The sequence below is a fragment of the Arthrobacter sp. 10L430 genome, from assembly GCF_056395245.1.
The window spans coordinates 16010-31026 of sequence record NZ_JBFTJD010000026.1 but is presented as its reverse complement, the minus strand read 5'-3'; the positions used below and the strand labels follow the sequence as shown (position 1 = coordinate 31026).

The 15017-nt window shown below is 64.3% G+C and carries 16 protein-coding genes and 3 tRNA genes; 3 read left to right on the top strand and 16 right to left on the bottom strand.

Annotated features, from left to right (window positions below; genetic code table 11):
- From AC1DDG_RS18085 to AC1DDG_RS18065, 5 genes are all read right to left on the bottom strand, one after another.
- On the bottom strand, nucleotides 1–1053 hold the full coding sequence (locus AC1DDG_RS18085; protein WP_476877142.1) for a LacI family DNA-binding transcriptional regulator: 1053 nt from the start codon (nucleotides 1051–1053) through the stop codon (nucleotides 1–3).
- Nucleotides 1054–1134: 81 nt separating this feature from the next.
- Entirely contained in the window at nucleotides 1135–1401 is a 267-nt protein-coding gene (locus AC1DDG_RS18080) for a hypothetical protein (RefSeq protein WP_230119296.1), read from the bottom strand.
- Nucleotides 1398–2288, bottom strand: a complete 891-nt coding sequence (locus AC1DDG_RS18075) for a carbohydrate ABC transporter permease (protein ID WP_476877141.1) — start codon at nucleotides 2286–2288, stop codon at nucleotides 1398–1400. The genes AC1DDG_RS18080 and AC1DDG_RS18075 overlap by 4 nt, the downstream gene beginning before the upstream one ends.
- On the bottom strand, nucleotides 2285–3322 hold the full coding sequence (locus AC1DDG_RS18070; protein ID WP_476877140.1) for a carbohydrate ABC transporter permease: 1038 nt from the start codon (nucleotides 3320–3322) through the stop codon (nucleotides 2285–2287). Before AC1DDG_RS18070 ends, AC1DDG_RS18075 begins: the two co-directional genes overlap by 4 nt.
- Before the next feature lie 7 nt (nucleotides 3323–3329).
- Nucleotides 3330–4622: an ABC transporter substrate-binding protein gene (locus AC1DDG_RS18065; protein ID WP_476877139.1), complete on the bottom strand. Its 1293-nt coding sequence runs from the start codon at nucleotides 4620–4622 to the stop codon at nucleotides 3330–3332.
- 127 nt (nucleotides 4623–4749) lie between these two features.
- On the opposite strand from AC1DDG_RS18065, the gene AC1DDG_RS18060 reads away from it, so the two are divergent.
- Nucleotides 4750–6783 (top strand): glycoside hydrolase family 13 protein, encoded by a 2034-nt coding sequence (locus AC1DDG_RS18060; protein WP_476877138.1) that lies wholly within the window; start codon nucleotides 4750–4752, stop codon nucleotides 6781–6783.
- Nucleotides 6784–6962: 179 nt separating this feature from the next.
- On the opposite strand, the gene AC1DDG_RS18055 is transcribed toward AC1DDG_RS18060, so the two are convergent.
- The 11 genes from AC1DDG_RS18055 to AC1DDG_RS18005 all read right to left on the bottom strand — a co-directional run bounded on the left by AC1DDG_RS18055 (nucleotide 6963) and on the right by AC1DDG_RS18005 (nucleotide 13326).
- Nucleotides 6963–7244, bottom strand: a complete 282-nt coding sequence (locus AC1DDG_RS18055) for a hypothetical protein (protein WP_230119291.1) — start codon at nucleotides 7242–7244, stop codon at nucleotides 6963–6965.
- A 154-nt stretch (nucleotides 7245–7398) separates the two neighbouring features.
- The gene (locus AC1DDG_RS18050) at nucleotides 7399–8010 is read right to left on the bottom strand and encodes a hypothetical protein (protein WP_476877137.1); all 612 of its coding nucleotides are present in this window, start codon (nucleotides 8008–8010) and stop codon (nucleotides 7399–7401) included.
- A complete protein-coding gene (locus AC1DDG_RS18045; RefSeq protein ID WP_476877136.1) occupies nucleotides 8007–8657 on the bottom strand; it encodes a hypothetical protein in 651 nt (216 codons plus the stop codon). The genes AC1DDG_RS18050 and AC1DDG_RS18045 overlap by 4 nt, the downstream gene beginning before the upstream one ends.
- Entirely contained in the window at nucleotides 8654–9034 is a 381-nt protein-coding gene (locus AC1DDG_RS18040; RefSeq protein ID WP_476877135.1) for a hypothetical protein, read from the bottom strand. The genes AC1DDG_RS18045 and AC1DDG_RS18040 overlap by 4 nt, the downstream gene beginning before the upstream one ends.
- Nucleotides 9031–9222, bottom strand: coding sequence for a hypothetical protein (locus AC1DDG_RS18035; protein WP_230119288.1), 192 nt, complete (start codon nucleotides 9220–9222; stop codon nucleotides 9031–9033). The genes AC1DDG_RS18040 and AC1DDG_RS18035 overlap by 4 nt, the downstream gene beginning before the upstream one ends.
- Nucleotides 9219–9644 (bottom strand): Asp23/Gls24 family envelope stress response protein, encoded by a 426-nt coding sequence (locus tag AC1DDG_RS18030; protein ID WP_476877165.1) that lies wholly within the window; start codon nucleotides 9642–9644, stop codon nucleotides 9219–9221. Before AC1DDG_RS18030 ends, AC1DDG_RS18035 begins: the two co-directional genes overlap by 4 nt.
- A gap of 165 nt (nucleotides 9645–9809) precedes the next feature.
- A complete protein-coding gene (locus AC1DDG_RS18025; protein ID WP_476877134.1) occupies nucleotides 9810–10277 on the bottom strand; it encodes a hypothetical protein in 468 nt (155 codons plus the stop codon).
- A gap of 249 nt (nucleotides 10278–10526) precedes the next feature.
- The gene (locus AC1DDG_RS18020) at nucleotides 10527–12122 is read right to left on the bottom strand and encodes a glycoside hydrolase family 68 protein (protein ID WP_476877133.1); all 1596 of its coding nucleotides are present in this window, start codon (nucleotides 12120–12122) and stop codon (nucleotides 10527–10529) included.
- A gap of 838 nt (nucleotides 12123–12960) precedes the next feature.
- Nucleotides 12961–13036 (bottom strand) — tRNA-Phe (locus AC1DDG_RS18015).
- A 48-nt stretch (nucleotides 13037–13084) separates the two neighbouring features.
- Nucleotides 13085–13158 (bottom strand) — tRNA-Asp (locus AC1DDG_RS18010).
- A gap of 95 nt (nucleotides 13159–13253) precedes the next feature.
- Nucleotides 13254–13326 (bottom strand) — tRNA-Glu (locus tag AC1DDG_RS18005).
- Nucleotides 13327–13566: 240 nt separating this feature from the next.
- Here AC1DDG_RS18005 and AC1DDG_RS18000 point away from each other — a divergent pair.
- Nucleotides 13567–14577: a DMT family transporter gene (locus AC1DDG_RS18000; protein ID WP_476877132.1), complete on the top strand. Its 1011-nt coding sequence runs from the start codon at nucleotides 13567–13569 to the stop codon at nucleotides 14575–14577.
- Nucleotides 14578–14586: 9 nt separating this feature from the next.
- A complete protein-coding gene (locus AC1DDG_RS17995; RefSeq protein ID WP_476877131.1) occupies nucleotides 14587–15015 on the top strand; it encodes a metallopeptidase family protein in 429 nt (142 codons plus the stop codon).
- The last annotated feature ends 2 nt before the right edge of the window (nucleotides 15016–15017 follow it).

The window sequence follows — 15017 nt, the reverse complement described above, 5'->3', positions numbered from 1 at the left end:
CTAGGCGCGGGGCGCCGCCGTCGTCCGTCTGACGATGAGGCGGTGCGGCGCGACGGTGGAGTGCACCGCGCCGGTAATCCCGACGAGTTCATCCAGGAGCATCTTGGTGGCCAGCTCGGCCTGCTCATCGGGCCGCTGGCCGACCGTGGTGAGTCCCACGGCTTCGGAAAAGTCGTGGTCGTCGATGCCGATCACCGACAGGTCTTCCGGAACGCGGACGCCCACCCGGTTCGCCTCAAAAATGACGCCCATGGCCATTTCGTCGGAAGCACAGAAGATTGCTGTCGGCTTGGGACCGTGCTGGCCCCACAGCCGCCTGAAGGCTTCCTGGCCGCTTCGGACCGTGAAGTCTCCCCACTCATCCCACTCGGGGCGGACCTCGAGGCCGGCCGCGGTCATGACGTCCTGGAATGCAAGGATGCGGACGCGCGGAACGTCGAAGTTGAGGTCGGTTTCGTCGTCGCCGTGGAGCAACGCGATGTCGCGGTGGCCGAGGCCGATCAGGTGCTTGACGGCGGCGGACGCTGCTGCGTAGTCGTCAATGCCAATGTAAGCGCATTCCTCAACGTGGCCGCCCACGACGACCAGCGGAATGTCGATCTTTTGCAGGTGCTCAAGCTCCTCATGGGACAGCGCCATACAAAGAACCAGGAGTGCATCGATCTGCTTGTAGACCATGGTCTTGCTGAAGAGCCGTTCACGGTGGCTGCCGTGGCCGCCGAGGTTGAACAGGGACAGGTTGTACTGCCGCGCGTGCAGCTCGCGGTCTGCGCCCTCAATCGCTTTGGAGAAGAACCAGCGGCTGACGAACGGGGCCAGCACGCCAATCGTTTTGGTCCGGCCGGTGGCCAGGCCCGAAGCCGACGAGGACGCCACGTAGCCGAGGGCGCCGGCCACTTCCAGGATTTTTTCACGGGTTGCAGGTGAAACCCTCGGCAGCCCGCGCACGGCCCGGGACACCGTGGCCGTGGACACTCCGGCGGCGGCAGCCACGTCTTCGATGCTTACTCCGGAGTGGCCGCCGCGCTGTGCCCGGTCAGTTGTGCGCGCCACAGTGTCCCTTCAAAGCCCTTATGAAGATTTCCGCCATGTCGTTCTCCCAGCGGCAAGAAACCATTTTAGTCCGGCCCGCTGTCAGCTGTGCCGGGTGGCGGTGCGCGCGGGCAGGCGCCTGCGGAGCCTGATCATCCCGTACAGCGCCAGCAGGATGGCCAGCAGGCCCAGGGCCCAGCCGAGGGCCGGCTGGGCCGTGAGCTCCATCCAGACGGTGAAGACGAGCAGCACTACGGCCCAGAAGCCAAGGAATCCGATGATGATGTCGAAGTCCTCGCCCGACCGGACACGCTTATGCCCCAGCCAGGCTGCCTGCTTCTTGCCCCGCGGTGCTGCCCCGTCTGTCACTTGACTGCACCCGCCGTCAGGCCGGCGACGATCTTGCGCTGGAAAACCAGCACCAGGATGACCAACGGAATGGTCACGATGGTGCCCGCCGCCATGATGGCGGTGTAGGGAATTTGGTTTGGCTGCGCCCCGGCGAAGTTGGCGATAGCCACTGTCACCGGCTGCGTCGCATCGCTGGACAGCTGGCTGGCGATCAGGAATTCATTCCACGAGGAGATGAACGCCAGGATCGCAGTGGTGAAGATAGCCGGGGCGGCCAGCGGCATGATCACCTTCCGGAACGCCTGGCCCTGCGTGCAGCCGTCCACACGGGCCGATTCCTCAAGTTCCCACGGCATTTCGCGGAAAAAAGAGGTCATGGTGTAGACCGTCAGCGGCAGGACAAACGAAATATTCGGAATGATCAGCGCTTGGTAGGTGCCCATCCATCCGATGTTGGTGAACAGCTGGAACAACGGCGTGATCAGGGCAACGCCCGGGAACATGGAAGCACCCAGGATGAAGCCCAGCACCAAGTACTTGAACTTGAAGTTCAGCCGGGCCAGTGCGTAGGCGGCGAAAACACCGATGACCAGCGACACCAGGGTGACGACTCCCCCGATGAACACGCTGTTCAGCAAAGCCTGGCCGAACCTGTTGCCAAACGATGTGTCGAACGCGGTATTGAAATTGTCCAGGGTGATGTGCGTCGGCAGGATCGAGGTGTCGTACGTGAAGCCCACATCGCGGAAGGCCGTCACCACCATCCAGTACGCCGGTGCAAGGCACCAGATCAGGACCACTGCTGCGCTGATGTAGGTGCGGCCCTGCGCCCACTTTTCCCGGTTCTGGGCCGCCTTCCTGCCCCTGTCCTGCTGCGCGCGCAGTTCGGTTGTCGCGGCGGTCATTTCTTCCCCTTACCGGTGGCGCCGCTTTGCTCCACAACATTCGCCCCGAGGAAGCGGACGAAAATGAAAGCGACAAGAAAGATGATGATGAAGGTGATGGTCGACAACGCCGCGGCAGAGTTGAAGCCTTGCCTGATCTGGTTGATCACCAGGATCGACAGCGTGGTGGTGTTGTTCGCGCCGCCCGTGAGGATGTACGGAAGGTCGAACATGCGGAGCGCGTCAAGGGTGCGGAACAGGATGGCCACCATGAGCGCAGGCTTCACCAGCGGCAGCGTGATCATCCGGAACCGCTGCCAGGCAGTGGCCCCGTCCACCTTTGCCGCCTCGTAGACCTCGGCAGGAATCATCTGCAGACCCGCGAGGATGAGCAGCGCCATGAACGGAGTGGTCTTCCACACATCCGCGATGACCACCGCCCACTTGGCGGGCCATTCGCTGCCTGTCCACAGAATGGAGGTGTTGAACAGTTTGTTGGCGATTCCTTCGAAGGCGAAGATGAAGAACCAGAGCTTGGCGGTCACGGCGGTGGGAATGGCCCACGGCACCAACACGGCCGCACGAACGAGGCTCCGGCCCTTGAAGGTCCTGGCCATGATCATGGCCATCCAGAAGCCGAGGACGGTTTCGAAAGCAACGGTCACGACGGTGAAGAAAAACGTTGTTGTCGTGGCCGACCAGAACTGGGCGCCGAGTGTTCCTGGCGGGCAGGCGACGGTTCCGCCGGCAGGTGCCGCACACTGCTGCGCGAGCCAGTTCACGTAGTTCTGGATGCCGGCCGAGCCGCCGGCGGTGAAGAGTCCCGTGGCCGGATCGAGTCCGGCGTCTTTTTGGAAGGACATCACGATGGCACTGATGATCGGGTAAACGATCACAATGCCCAACGCGATGACGGTGGGGGCAAGGAGCCACGCAGCCCACTTACCCTGGCTGAGGATCTTGTTGTCCTCACCGACGCCCTTGGGGGCGTGATGAGCGGGGGTACCGCCCGACGCCGGTGCCTTGACCGGCGTCGGGCCTAATTCGGTTGCCATGGCAGACCTACGATCCTGCACCGGCGGATTCGATGGACTTCTGCATGTCTGACAGTGCAGTGTCCACGGGCTTCTCGCCCTTGATGGCTGAGTAGGCGTTTTCCTGGATGGCCTTGGTCACTGCCGGGTAGAACGGGGAGACCGGGCGGGGAACGGCTTTCTCAATTGACGTCTTCAGGACCGGCAGGTACGGAAGCTTGGCCACAAGATCCTTGTCGGTGTACAGGGATCCCAGCACCGGGGCCAGCGAACCCTGGGTTGCGTAGAATTTCTCGGACTCTTCCGAGGTCATGAACTTCAGGAAGTCCAAGGAAGTGGCCTTGTTCTTGGAGTAGACGCTGACAGCCAGGTTGTGTCCGCCCAGCGAGGAGGCGCCGGCGCCGGTCGCGCCGGGGATCGGTGCGATGCCGAGCTTGTCCTTCACTGCAGACGAACCCTCAGTAGTTGCCAGGTTGTAGACGTAAGGCCAGTTGCGCAGGAACAGGAGCTTGCCGCTCTGGAACGCCTGCCGGCTCAGCTCCTCCTGGAAGGTGATGCCTTCCTTCGGGATGTTGCCGTCTGCGTATGCCTTGGCGAGGTTCTCCAGGCCGGCCTTGGCCTCGGGGGTGTTCAGGCTGGGCTTGCCGTCCTTGTCCAGGACCGATCCACCGGCGGAGTTGATGGCCTCGGACGCGTTTACGGTGAGACCTTCATACTTGCTGAACTGGCCGGCGTAGCAGCCAATGTTGTTTTTCTTGGCGATGGAGCACATGCTCATCATCTCGTCCCACGTCTTGGGCGGGGTCGGCACCAGGTCCTTGCGGTAGTAAAGCAGGGCGCCGTCAGAGGTCTGCGGCGCGGCATACAGCGTGCCCTTGTACGTGCCGCTGTCAACGGTGGGCTTCAGCATGGCGCCGGTGTCGATGGCCATCTTGTCCTTGAGCGGCTGCAGCCAGCCCTTGGCAGCGAACTCGGCGGTCCACACTACGTCAACGTCCACGACGTCGTAGCCGGCGTCCTTGGCCTGGAAGTGCTGCACGATATCGTCGTGCTGCTGGTCGGCCTGGTCGGTCTGCTCCTTGAAGGTCACCTTCTCGTTCGGGTGCGCGGCGTTCCACTTGGCAACCAAGGGGCGCACGACGTTGCTGTTGTCCTTGCCCTGGACGTAAGTAATGGGCCCGCGCCCGTCAAGGCCCGCAGCGGCGTCGCCGCCGGCGGCACCGCCACCGGTGGTACCCCCGCCACCGCCACCACAGGCGGAGAGCGTCAGGGCGAGAACGCCGGCAGTAGCTACCGGTAGTAAGAATTTCGGGGTTTTCATTGGCAGGAGACTCCTCGCTGAGTGACAAGACAAATCACTGGTGCATTTGATGTGGTGACAGTCACACTAGTAACGTTGCCGGAACAAATGCAAGCGTTTACACCTAATTGTTACCGGAGAGGCAACCATGAGCCACCGCCCGATTTCAACGCCCGGTTCCGACATCGGGACGTGGTGGGCCAGCGCAGTCGTCTATCAGATCTATCCCCGTTCCTTCGCCGATGCCAATGGCGATGGCATGGGCGATCTCCGGGGCGTCACCGCGCGGCTGCCCTACCTGAAGAAGCTCGGCGTCGATGCCGTCTGGCTGTCGCCGTTCTACAAATCCCCGCAGGCGGATGCCGGGTATGACGTGGCCGACTACCGCCAGGTGGACCCGATGTTCGGCAGCCTCGATGACTTCGACGAAATGTTACACGAGGCTCACGACCTGGGCGTGAAGGTCATCGTTGACCTGGTGCCGAACCACACCTCGGACGAACACGTGTGGTTCCAGGAGGCCCTGGCTGCGGAGCCCGGCTCAGCCGCGCGGGAACGCTACATGTTCAGGCCGGGGAAGGACGAAACGGAGGGTTCCGGCGACGGGAACACGGCCCCAAACAACTGGAAGTCCATTTTTGGCGGGCCGGCCTGGACGCGGACCACCAACGCGGACGGAACCCCCGGCGACTGGTACCTGCACCTCTTCGACACCAAGCAGCCGGACCTCAACTGGGAAAACCCTGAGGTCCAGGAGGAAATGCGATCCGTGCTGCGCTTCTGGCTGGACCGCGGCGTGGACGGCTTCCGTGTGGACGTGGCCCACGGAATGGTCAAGGAGGCCGGGCTCCCGGACTGGGAAGGCGTGGCCGCCATGGTGGAAGGCTCGTCCGAGGGCCGGCATCTTCCGGACGCCCCCGGCGCCCACCCGGAGGCAGTCGAACCGCACACAGCCCACCGCGCAAGCCTGGCGGCCGGCAGCGCCGGCGCGGATGACGCCGTCGGAGCGAAAGTAGCCGTGCTCGACGCGCCCGGGGAGGCCCTGGACCACCAGCCGGTGTCGCCGCTGTATCCGCCGTCGCCGTTCTTTGACCAGGACGGCGTCCACGACATTTACCGCGACTGGAACCGCGTGCTGGCCGGGTATGACGGTGACCGCATGCTGGTGGCCGAAGCCTGGGTGGAGCCTGCGGAGCGCCTCGCGCGCTATATCCGGAAGGACGAAATGCAGCAGGCGTTCAATTTCGATTTCCTCCTGGCCGGGTGGGACGCCCAGCGCATGGCCGTAGCCATCGAAGAGTCGCTCGAGGCAGCCGCTTCGGTCGGCGCACCGACAACGTGGGTGCTGAGCAACCATGACACGGTGCGGCATACGACCCGCTTCGGACTTGCGGACCCCACCACCTTCCCGAAGGGCATCGCGGCCGAGGACGAGCAGCCTGATGCCGCCCTGGGACTCGCGCGCGGCCGTGCGGCAACGCTCGTATCCCTGGCGCTGCCGGGTTCGGCCTTCCTCTACCAGGGCGAGGAACTGGGCCTGCCGGAGCACACCACCGTGCCGGCGGACGCGCGCCAGGACCCGACGTTCTTCCGCACCAACGGAGTTGAGCGGGGACGCGATGGGTGCCGCGTTCCGCTGCCGTGGAAGTCCGGCGAGCCCGGCTTCGGATTCGCCGAGGCCTACACGGCGGCCGTTTCACCTTCCAGCGGAGTACCTTCCAAGGGGGCACCTCCCAGCGGAACGCCCGACGGCGGATCGTCAGACGGCGGATCGTCAGACGGCGGGGCAGGTCACCGCCAGCCCGCCGAGCCGTGGCTGCCCCAGCCCGCGTCCTTCGGCGAGCTGGCCGCGGACCTGCAGGACGGCGTCGAGGGTTCCACGCTGGAGCTGTACCGATCCGCGCTGTCGCTGCGCAAGAGCCATGGCCTGGGCTCTGGATCGTTTTGCTGGGCCGACATCCATGACCCCGAACTCGGCGTCCTGGCGTTCCAGAACCGGGGCATCCTGGTGGTGGCCAACATGGCAGCCGAGCCGACAACCGTTCCGGATGGCTACCGCGTGGTGTTGTCGAGTGCGGCCGGACCCGCGGGCGCCGAAACGGTCGCCTCCGTTGCGGCCGAAGCCGTGACTGACGCAGCAGTTATTGTGCCGAACAGCGCAGCTTACCTCGTGGCGGGATAGCCGGACGCCGAGGACAAGAGTGCCGCGTTAGGCCGAAGAGCGCTGCGTTCCGCGGGGAACGCAGCGCTCTTCGGCCTTTATCCGGCGCGAATGGTGGTAGCACAGACCGGACGCTGCCCGTAAGCCTGCCCGGGGTGCCGGGGCACCACGGCGCCGGGCGCGAGTGACTCGCGAAAAAGCTACTTGCCGCCCTTGAAGAGCCCGGCAAGCTTGGCCCCGAAGCCCTTGACGTTCTCGGTTACATCGCCGGCGAGTTCCTTCGCATTTTCCGCCACGTCTCCGGCGAGGAATTCCTTGACACTCCCCGCCGCCTGACCGGCAAATTCCTTGACGTGTTCAGCGGTCTCGCCCGCGAACTCCTTGACGTTTTCGGCAGCGTCGCCCGCAAATTCCTTCGCATGGCCCACAGCGTTTTCGAGTCCGTCCTTGGCAGCCTGGTTTCCTGTTACGTCTTCGCTCACAGTGTTCTCCTTCGTCGACGGGCTTGGCCGGGCGGTTGGGCCCGGATACGGGCCGTGGCTGCCGCAATGGACAACCACGCCTCGCTCTTCAAAACTATGGCCAAGGCGTGCCTGCACCAAACGGGAAGGCGGCCGGACCTGCAGGAGGTCACATTCAGCGGACGCGCTCCGCACGGCTGAAGCGGCTGCGGGCTCCGGCGGCAACATGCACCAGCACGGGAGTCTTCTGGCCCACGACCGCTTCCAACGCCGCGACCAGTGCTGACGTGTCCGCGGTGAGCGTGTGCGGGGCGACTCCGGGCCTCGGATGCAGCCGGATCTTCAGGGCCGGCTGCCCACGGACCTCGTAGGTGGTGACCGTGGCGCCGGCAAGATCGGGACGTTCAGCCAGCGCATTCTTCAGTGCCTGTTCCGCGACACCGCCGCCGATCCGCACGTCTCCGGGAACGCTGCCGGGATCTTCGGCGGCCAGCAGAAGATCGGCACGTCCTTTCCCTTGCTGGGCGACCCAGGCCACCATGAGGACGATCAGCAACGCGAGGGCAAGGGCCAGGACAATCCAGACCCAGCTTTCCTGCCGGCCAGGGAACCTCGTGCCGTCAAAGAGCCGGTTGGCGCCGTCCCAGACGTCTCCTGACCAGGACTGCCACCAGGATCCAACGGCGGGAACAGTGGCCAGCAGCATCAGCAGGATGCCAACAGCCAACAGTTTGAGGCCGAGGATGCCGATGAGGATCCTGTTGAGCAGCCGGGGCGTGTTATTCATGCGCCAATCACCCCCGACGTCGCCAGATTAACCCGCACCGCAGGCATGGGAATCGGCGCCATTGAGCGGAGTTCGTCCTCAACTGCTTCGCGGACGGCGTTCTCACTCACCGGTACACCGGAGGTCGGGCGGACATTCACCAAGGCCTGCCGCTGGGATACCACCACCATGACCTGCTCCGACGTGACGTTTGCCGCGAGGCGCGCCCGGCGGGCCAGGGCGGACGCGATCACTTCGTCGTCCACCACCACGGCCACCCGGGGGTCGTCCAGCAAGTGCCGTGCCCGGCGCCCGGGCAGTATGGCGCTGAGGAAAAAGAAGAGGCCCGCAGCCGTGACCACTGCGCCGGTAACCCCCAGCAGGAGGGGCGGAATGCCGTTCGGAAGCGAAACGATCCGTTCGGCTGCCGTCTGGGGATCGACAAGCCAGGGCGGCTGGCCGACGGCCCGGACAGCCGATTCGAGGAGTGCGTAGAGGCAGAAGAGGATGACGAGGGCGGCGGCGATCCCTGCCGCCGCAGCGCGGGAGGAATGGGTTTCCCGGTCCATAATCCGGCGCATGTCCAACGACGCGGAGTGGCCCGGCCCGCCGGAGGCATCCGCCGGTTCCTCGCCGGTTGGGTTCTGCTGTTCGATGACGGAGCTCAACGGACCCGGCCCCTTTCCGTGACGTGGGCACCGCTGATGCGGATATCCACCCTGCTCAGCCGAGCACCGCTGAGTTCGGTGACCCTGGCCAGGATCTCGGACTTGGCGGCAATGGCCCTGTCCCAGATGGAGCCACCGAAAGCCGGCACCCGTGCCGGATCGCGGAGGACAGCAGTCAGGGCGGGAATCTTGATAGGAGTGACCAGTGACAAGGCCAGCAGGCCGTCGTCGTCCGACCACTCTGCTCGGACGTCGTGCGGCGGAATCCCCAAGGCGTCACCGGCTGCAGCCTTGGCCAGGCTGGTCAGGGCCTGGGTGCTGATCCGGTTGTGGCCGTTGTAGAGCTGGCTGGGAGCCGCCCCGGCTTCCGCGCTCATGATGAGGAGCGCCGGCCGCTGAGGGCATCGATAACGCTGCGCAGGTCCAGTTTCCCTTCTGCGGCGCGGCCCAGAAGGGCACCTATGCCCATGAACAGGAGGGAAATCAGGAACCCCCACAGGCCGAACTGGAGCGACATGAACGCCACGAAGGCGCCGATTCCGATTCCCACGACCGTCAGGCTCACAGGATCGCCTCCCTCTCAGGTGCCGCCGCTGCCCCTGCCGGTTTAACCGGCGGGGCAATATAGACATCGGTGATTTCGACGTTCACCTCTATGACCTGCAGGCCAACGAGTTTCTCGACGGCCGAATAAACGGCGGCCCGGACCTGATTGGCCAGGGAGTGCAGCGGCGTGCCGTACGCCGCGACCAGGGTGATATCAACCGCGACCTGGGTTTCGCCAACCTCGGCATGTACCCCCGCTGCGTGGTCTGAACTGCCTACCGCGTCCCGGATGGCCCCCAGCGCCCTGGAGGAACCGGTGCCCAGGGAGTAAACCCCTGGCACGGCGCGGGCGGCGATTCCGGCCACCTTGGCTACTGCCGTTTCAGAGATGACCGTCCGGCCGCTGCCGCCGGCCCGACTGAGGGCCGTTTGTGTGCGCATGCCGGCAGGATCCGTGTTCGGGTATTCCATCAGGCGCTCCCCTTCCGTTGATCACAACCCTATCCCCTAGGTCCGACATCGTCAGGGGTAGAGCCGCGATTCGCCCTTCCGTTCCGGCACCGTTCCTTGACCTCAGGAAGCACCCTTAATAACTAGGAACTAAAACTAGGAACAGTTGCTGGCCAGCCATTTGGCCACGGGGGCCATGGCGTCCTGGAACTTACCGCTGGAATACACCGTCTGGTCGCTCAGCCCGGCCACAGCCACTTCATTAAGCCTGGCGAAGTCTGCCTTCAGAGATTCCGGTACGCGTTCCGCCGTTTCACTCAGCTCCGCCTTCTTCTGCTCAAGTTCCGCGGTCTTGCCCTGGGCAGCGGACAGAGGCAGGAGGGAGGCACCGGTGGCCTGTTGGGAAATCGTGGTGCATGCCTCCGCGGCGGTGGCGAAGCCTCCAAAAGCTCCGGATGTCGCGCCCGGGGTCGGCGCCGCGGCGGGGCTGCTGCTCGAAGAGCCGGAACTGTCTGGAGAAGAGGACGGCGACGGCGCGCTGCCGGCTGTCGGGGCGGAGCAGGCGGTCAGTGCCACAGTGGCGAAGAGTGCGGCGGCGGTCAGCGGACGGGCAAAGTTTTTCACAGTTCACATTTCCTGGATCGGTTCCGCCGCCGAACGGCGGCCTTGTCTGGCCGGCGGAGGCGCCGGCCGTGTGTCCCCCGGCGTGCGAGTCTAGCCGGGGCGACACCCTGCTTTCCAAGTTGACAGCCCAAGGTTTCTGGCTGACGGGGCGTACGAGGCGCAGGTGTTTAACAGCGGAGGCGCCCGGAACTGGTCCGGGCGCCTCCGCCGATTTACTGCAGTGTTGCCGTTCTACGGGTGAGCCCGGCGTTACTTGTAGTGGCCTTCGCCGCCAACACGGACGTTGGTGGGCAGGTAGCCGAACGGGCCGAGGCCGTTCTGGCCGAAGCTGCGGTCAACCTTGGAGACACCGTCCCGGAAGTTGATCTTCACGGTGGGCGACAGCGAACCGCCGCGGACGCCGTTCACGTTGTCGATAAAGGACTGGACCAGTCCGCCCGGCTGCACGTAGTGCGAGTAGGCCTGGAACTGGCGGCCGTTCTGGTTCGGGGTCGGCGCTTCCGGGGATTCCGACGGCAGGTTCAGGTCCGTCGGGGAAGCCAGTGCGAGGCCGCTGTTGTTCATCGGCTGGTAGTCGGAGCGGATGCCGTTGCCCACGAAGCCGTAGACGCCGTCCGGGCCGCGCATGCCGGCCGCGTAGGTGAACTGGTGGCTGATGGTGAACAGGTAGTACTTGTTCTTGCCGCCTTCATTCTGGATGAAGATCTGCGGGCGCTCAGTCTGGTCATTGACGCAGTTGGCGGAGAGGACAGGAGGCAGGAAGTGCCACTTGGTCAGGTCCTTGTTGTCTGCTACTGCCAGGCCGACGTTTGCAGTCTGATAGTAGGCGCCCTTGCTGTTGACCTCGTCACGCTTCTCCGCGTTGGGGTCACCGGGAGCGTAGCCCAGGTCCTCGTCCTTGCACTTGTAGTCGCCGCGGGTTCCGCCGGTGTTGCCTTCGAACACCATGTAGGTCTTGCCGGGGTGTGCCGGGTCGGCGAAGGTGTAGGGGTCCCGGAACGCGAAGCCCGGGTTCTGGGCCTTGTTCTGGTACATCTTTCCGTCCGGCTCCAGCAGTTTGGTGTGCTTGAAGCCGTCGAAGGTGACGCCGTTCTTGTCGGCGTGAATCTTACCCAGCGCCTTGGCAATGACGGCGTCAGGGGCAATTCCACCGCCGCCGGAGTTGCGCTCCTTGACGTCGTAGAACGTGGTGGCCGTGTAAAACACGTTCACCTCGTTCCCCTTCATGAGCCGGGTGGAACCGGACCATTCGGTGTTGCCGATGGAGGTGTTGTCCAGGAACAGGTGTCCGCCGTAGTTCCACTTGTCCTTGGCCGGGTCAGCGTTGGTCTTGCGGAAGAAGTAGCCGATGCGCGCATTCCAGTGGCGCTGGTCGAAGCCGTAGCCTGCGTGGCGGTCGGCGACCAGCGAGAAGATCACGTCGTAACCCTTGTAGCTGATCTGGTTTGCGTGCTCATCGGTCAGGGACCAGGTGTCCCAAACCCACACGTCGTCATTCATGGCCGGGAAATCCTGGGGGATCTCCGGCATGGTGACGTCCGGACTCATGGAGTTCTGGCCGGGCTTTACCGTGGAGTCGCTCTGCGCCATGATCTGCTTGGCATCAGCGCGGGTCCACTTCGAGGTGAAGTCAGACGCCGGATCGTGCGCCTTCTGCGTGTGCTTGGTCGGCAGCGGAAAGCCCGGGGCGGGGGCCGGCATCTGGGTGTTCGACGGCGGATCCGACGGCTCATTGGCCTGCGCCGAGGGAACTGCCAGGAAAGCCGTGGCAGCGACAGCGGCCGTCAGTGCTGCGGCGGCTGGTCGCCACCGCAGCATCCGGGTGATGTTGGGGTGCTTGTGCATTTTTTGCTCTTCTCGCGGAGATAAATTTCGTGGAAGACGGGCTGACGCCCTGTCCCCCGCACTCCGGAGGCCTCGCTGACACGGCATGCGTCATCGAGGACGCCGTTGTGTCGAGGGAGAGCGGGGTTTGGGTAGAACCCCGCTTGGATGGCTCGGAAGGTTTGTGCTTTTCCCGGCCCACATTCAACGGTAGACAACGTTGTCACCCGAGTTCAACACGGTTTTCGGAGTGCCGTCGGCCCAGCCCATAATTTGTGCAAGCGCTTACATCTTCCGTTAGCGCGCGCGTGCCACGATCACATATCCGAGTCAAATGTTGCTTAACAAATATGATTTCTTTTCGTCATCCACTGTTCCTTTACCTAACCACTGCTCCGTAACGGCCCTATTCGGTCTGCAAAAGGGCCGTTACGGAGCAATCGACATCACGGGGAGAGGTGACGGGGATCATGGAAGATAGTTGCCATCCGCCACGCATCCAGTTGGTGCAGCTGCACCGCTCCAGTGGAGGAGCCCGAACAAGACCCCGCCCGGTGTCGGGCAGGCGTGTGTCGGGCAGGCGCGCGTGTCGGGCAGGCGCATGCCGTCAGCGGCTTGGCGTTCGCGAAGATATCCAGGGCGGAGCGGTCCCACCCCTCGGGGCTTCAAGCGGCCGCGAGGGAGGGCCGGCGCATCCTGAGGACGCGCGAACCGCACAGATCCACGGCAATGATTTGGCGCCACCCGACTTCGCCCGACCCTAGACCACCCGCGCGTCTTCGGAGCGCTTGTGGGGCGCCAGAGCGGTCGCGGGGTTAAAGAAGAAAAGCACCAGTTCCGAAGAACTGGTGCTTCCCAGTGGTGGCTCCGACCGGCGTCGATCCGGTGACCTTTCGATTTTCAGTCGAACGCTCTACCAACTGAGCTACAGAGCCTAGGTGACATGTCACCATGAGAGCCGGAATTTCTTCTGGCAATCAGAGCGACCCTGACGGGACTTGAACCCGCGACCTCCGCCGTGACAGGGCGGCGCGCTAACCAACTGCGCTACAGGGCCTTGCTTGTTTCTTGCTGTTCACAGTATCGCTACTGCAATTTTTCAAGGCCTTTAGCCTACCAGACTTTCACACCTGGTTTGACCACTTCCTTGCGTACCCCCAACGGGATTCGAACCCGTGCCGCCGCCGTGAAAGGGCGGTGTCCTAGGCCGCTAGACGATGGGGGCCTGAACTCAATCCGGCTCATTCAGGGCAAAAATAAAGGGCCGAAGCCATTCGTTTTTGTCCCTCCGAGTTGCTCCGAACTGGACCTCTAAAACTATAGGGCCTACCCCGGGGAAATCCAAAATTGGCCGGAATGGCACTTCGGAGGCACTGGAGTGGGCTGCCGAAAATTGGCAGTTTCTCGGTTAGACGTGACCGATTTCCGCCAGCCCTTGAACGTGGAACAGGACTACATTGGCACCATGGCAACCACCGCCGACACCAGCCCCATGCAGCCCGCACGTCCTCACAAGGGATCTCCGTCAGCCGCACCCGCCCCTGCCCCCTCCGCGACCGGCGATGTTTCACGGCCTCACGGTGCGCCGACACCGGATAACCCGGCCAGGGGGCCAGTCAACAAACTGGGCGTCGCCGCCGTCGTCATCACGGTGGTCCTTTGGGCCTCCGCGTTCGTCGGCATCCGCGCCGTCGGACCCAGCTTCTCCCCCGGATCTCTGACGCTTGGACGGCTGGCGATCGCCGCCGTCGTGCTGGGGGCTGTGGTCCTGCCCAAACTCCGCGTGCTGCCGCGGGGACGCGAGTGGTGGCCGATCCTGGCCTACGGCGTGATGTGGTTCGGCGGCTACAACGTGGCCCTCAACGCCGCCGAACATCTCCTCGACGCCGGAACCAGCGCCCTGCTGATCAACGTCAACCCCATTCTCATCGCGGTTATGGCCGGCGTCATCCTCAAGGAGGGGTTCCCGCGCTGGCTGATCATCGGAAGCCTCGTTGCGTTCGGTGGCGTTGCCGTGATCGCGCTGGGTTCGGGGCAGCGGTCGACGGCGGATGTGGCCGGCGTGCTTCTTTGCCTCCTCGCTGCTGCGCTCGCCGCCGTCAGCGTCATCGTCCAGAAGCCGGTACTGCGGAAGTTCCCCGCCGCGCAGGCCACCTGGTTCGGGATCATGGTGGGGTTCCTGTGCTGCCTGCCCTTCGGTGGCCAGCTGGTGACCGAACTGCAGGCAGCGCCGCTGCCGGCCACGCTCGGCCTCGTGTACCTCGGCATCTTCCCCACCGCCATTGCGTTCACCACATGGGCCTACGCCCTTTCCCTGATCGACGCCGGAAAGCTGGCGGCCACCACATACTTGGTACCTGGCACCACCGTGCTGATCTCGTGGCTCGTGCTGAGCGAAATCCCCACGGTCTGGGGACTCGTGGGCGGCGCCATCTGCCTGGTGGGCGTGGGGCTCACGCGGAGGAGATCCCGCTAGAGTTTGGATATGCCCGCAAACCTGCCGCCAGGACTTCCCATCGTTCCTGACGGAGCCGGTGATTCCTCTGGCTTCGACATGTCAGAGACTGATTTCGAAGCGGCTGTCAGCGACGCCCTGGACCGGATCCCGGCCGATGTGGCGCGGGCCATGGACAACGTGGCGGTCTTCATCGAGGACGACTACACGCCGCAGCCGGGCGAGGACCCGGACACCGTTCTGCTGGGGCTCTATGAGGGTGTCCCGCTGACGGAACGCGACTCGTGGTGGGACGCGGGCTCCCTGCCGGACCGCATCACGATTTACCGCCAGCCCATCCTCGACATCTGCTCCACGCGCGAGGACGTGGTGGACGAAGTGGCCGTGACGGTGGTCCACGAGATCGCCCACCACTTCGGCATCGACGACGAGCGGCTCCACGAGCTCGGTTGGGACTAGCC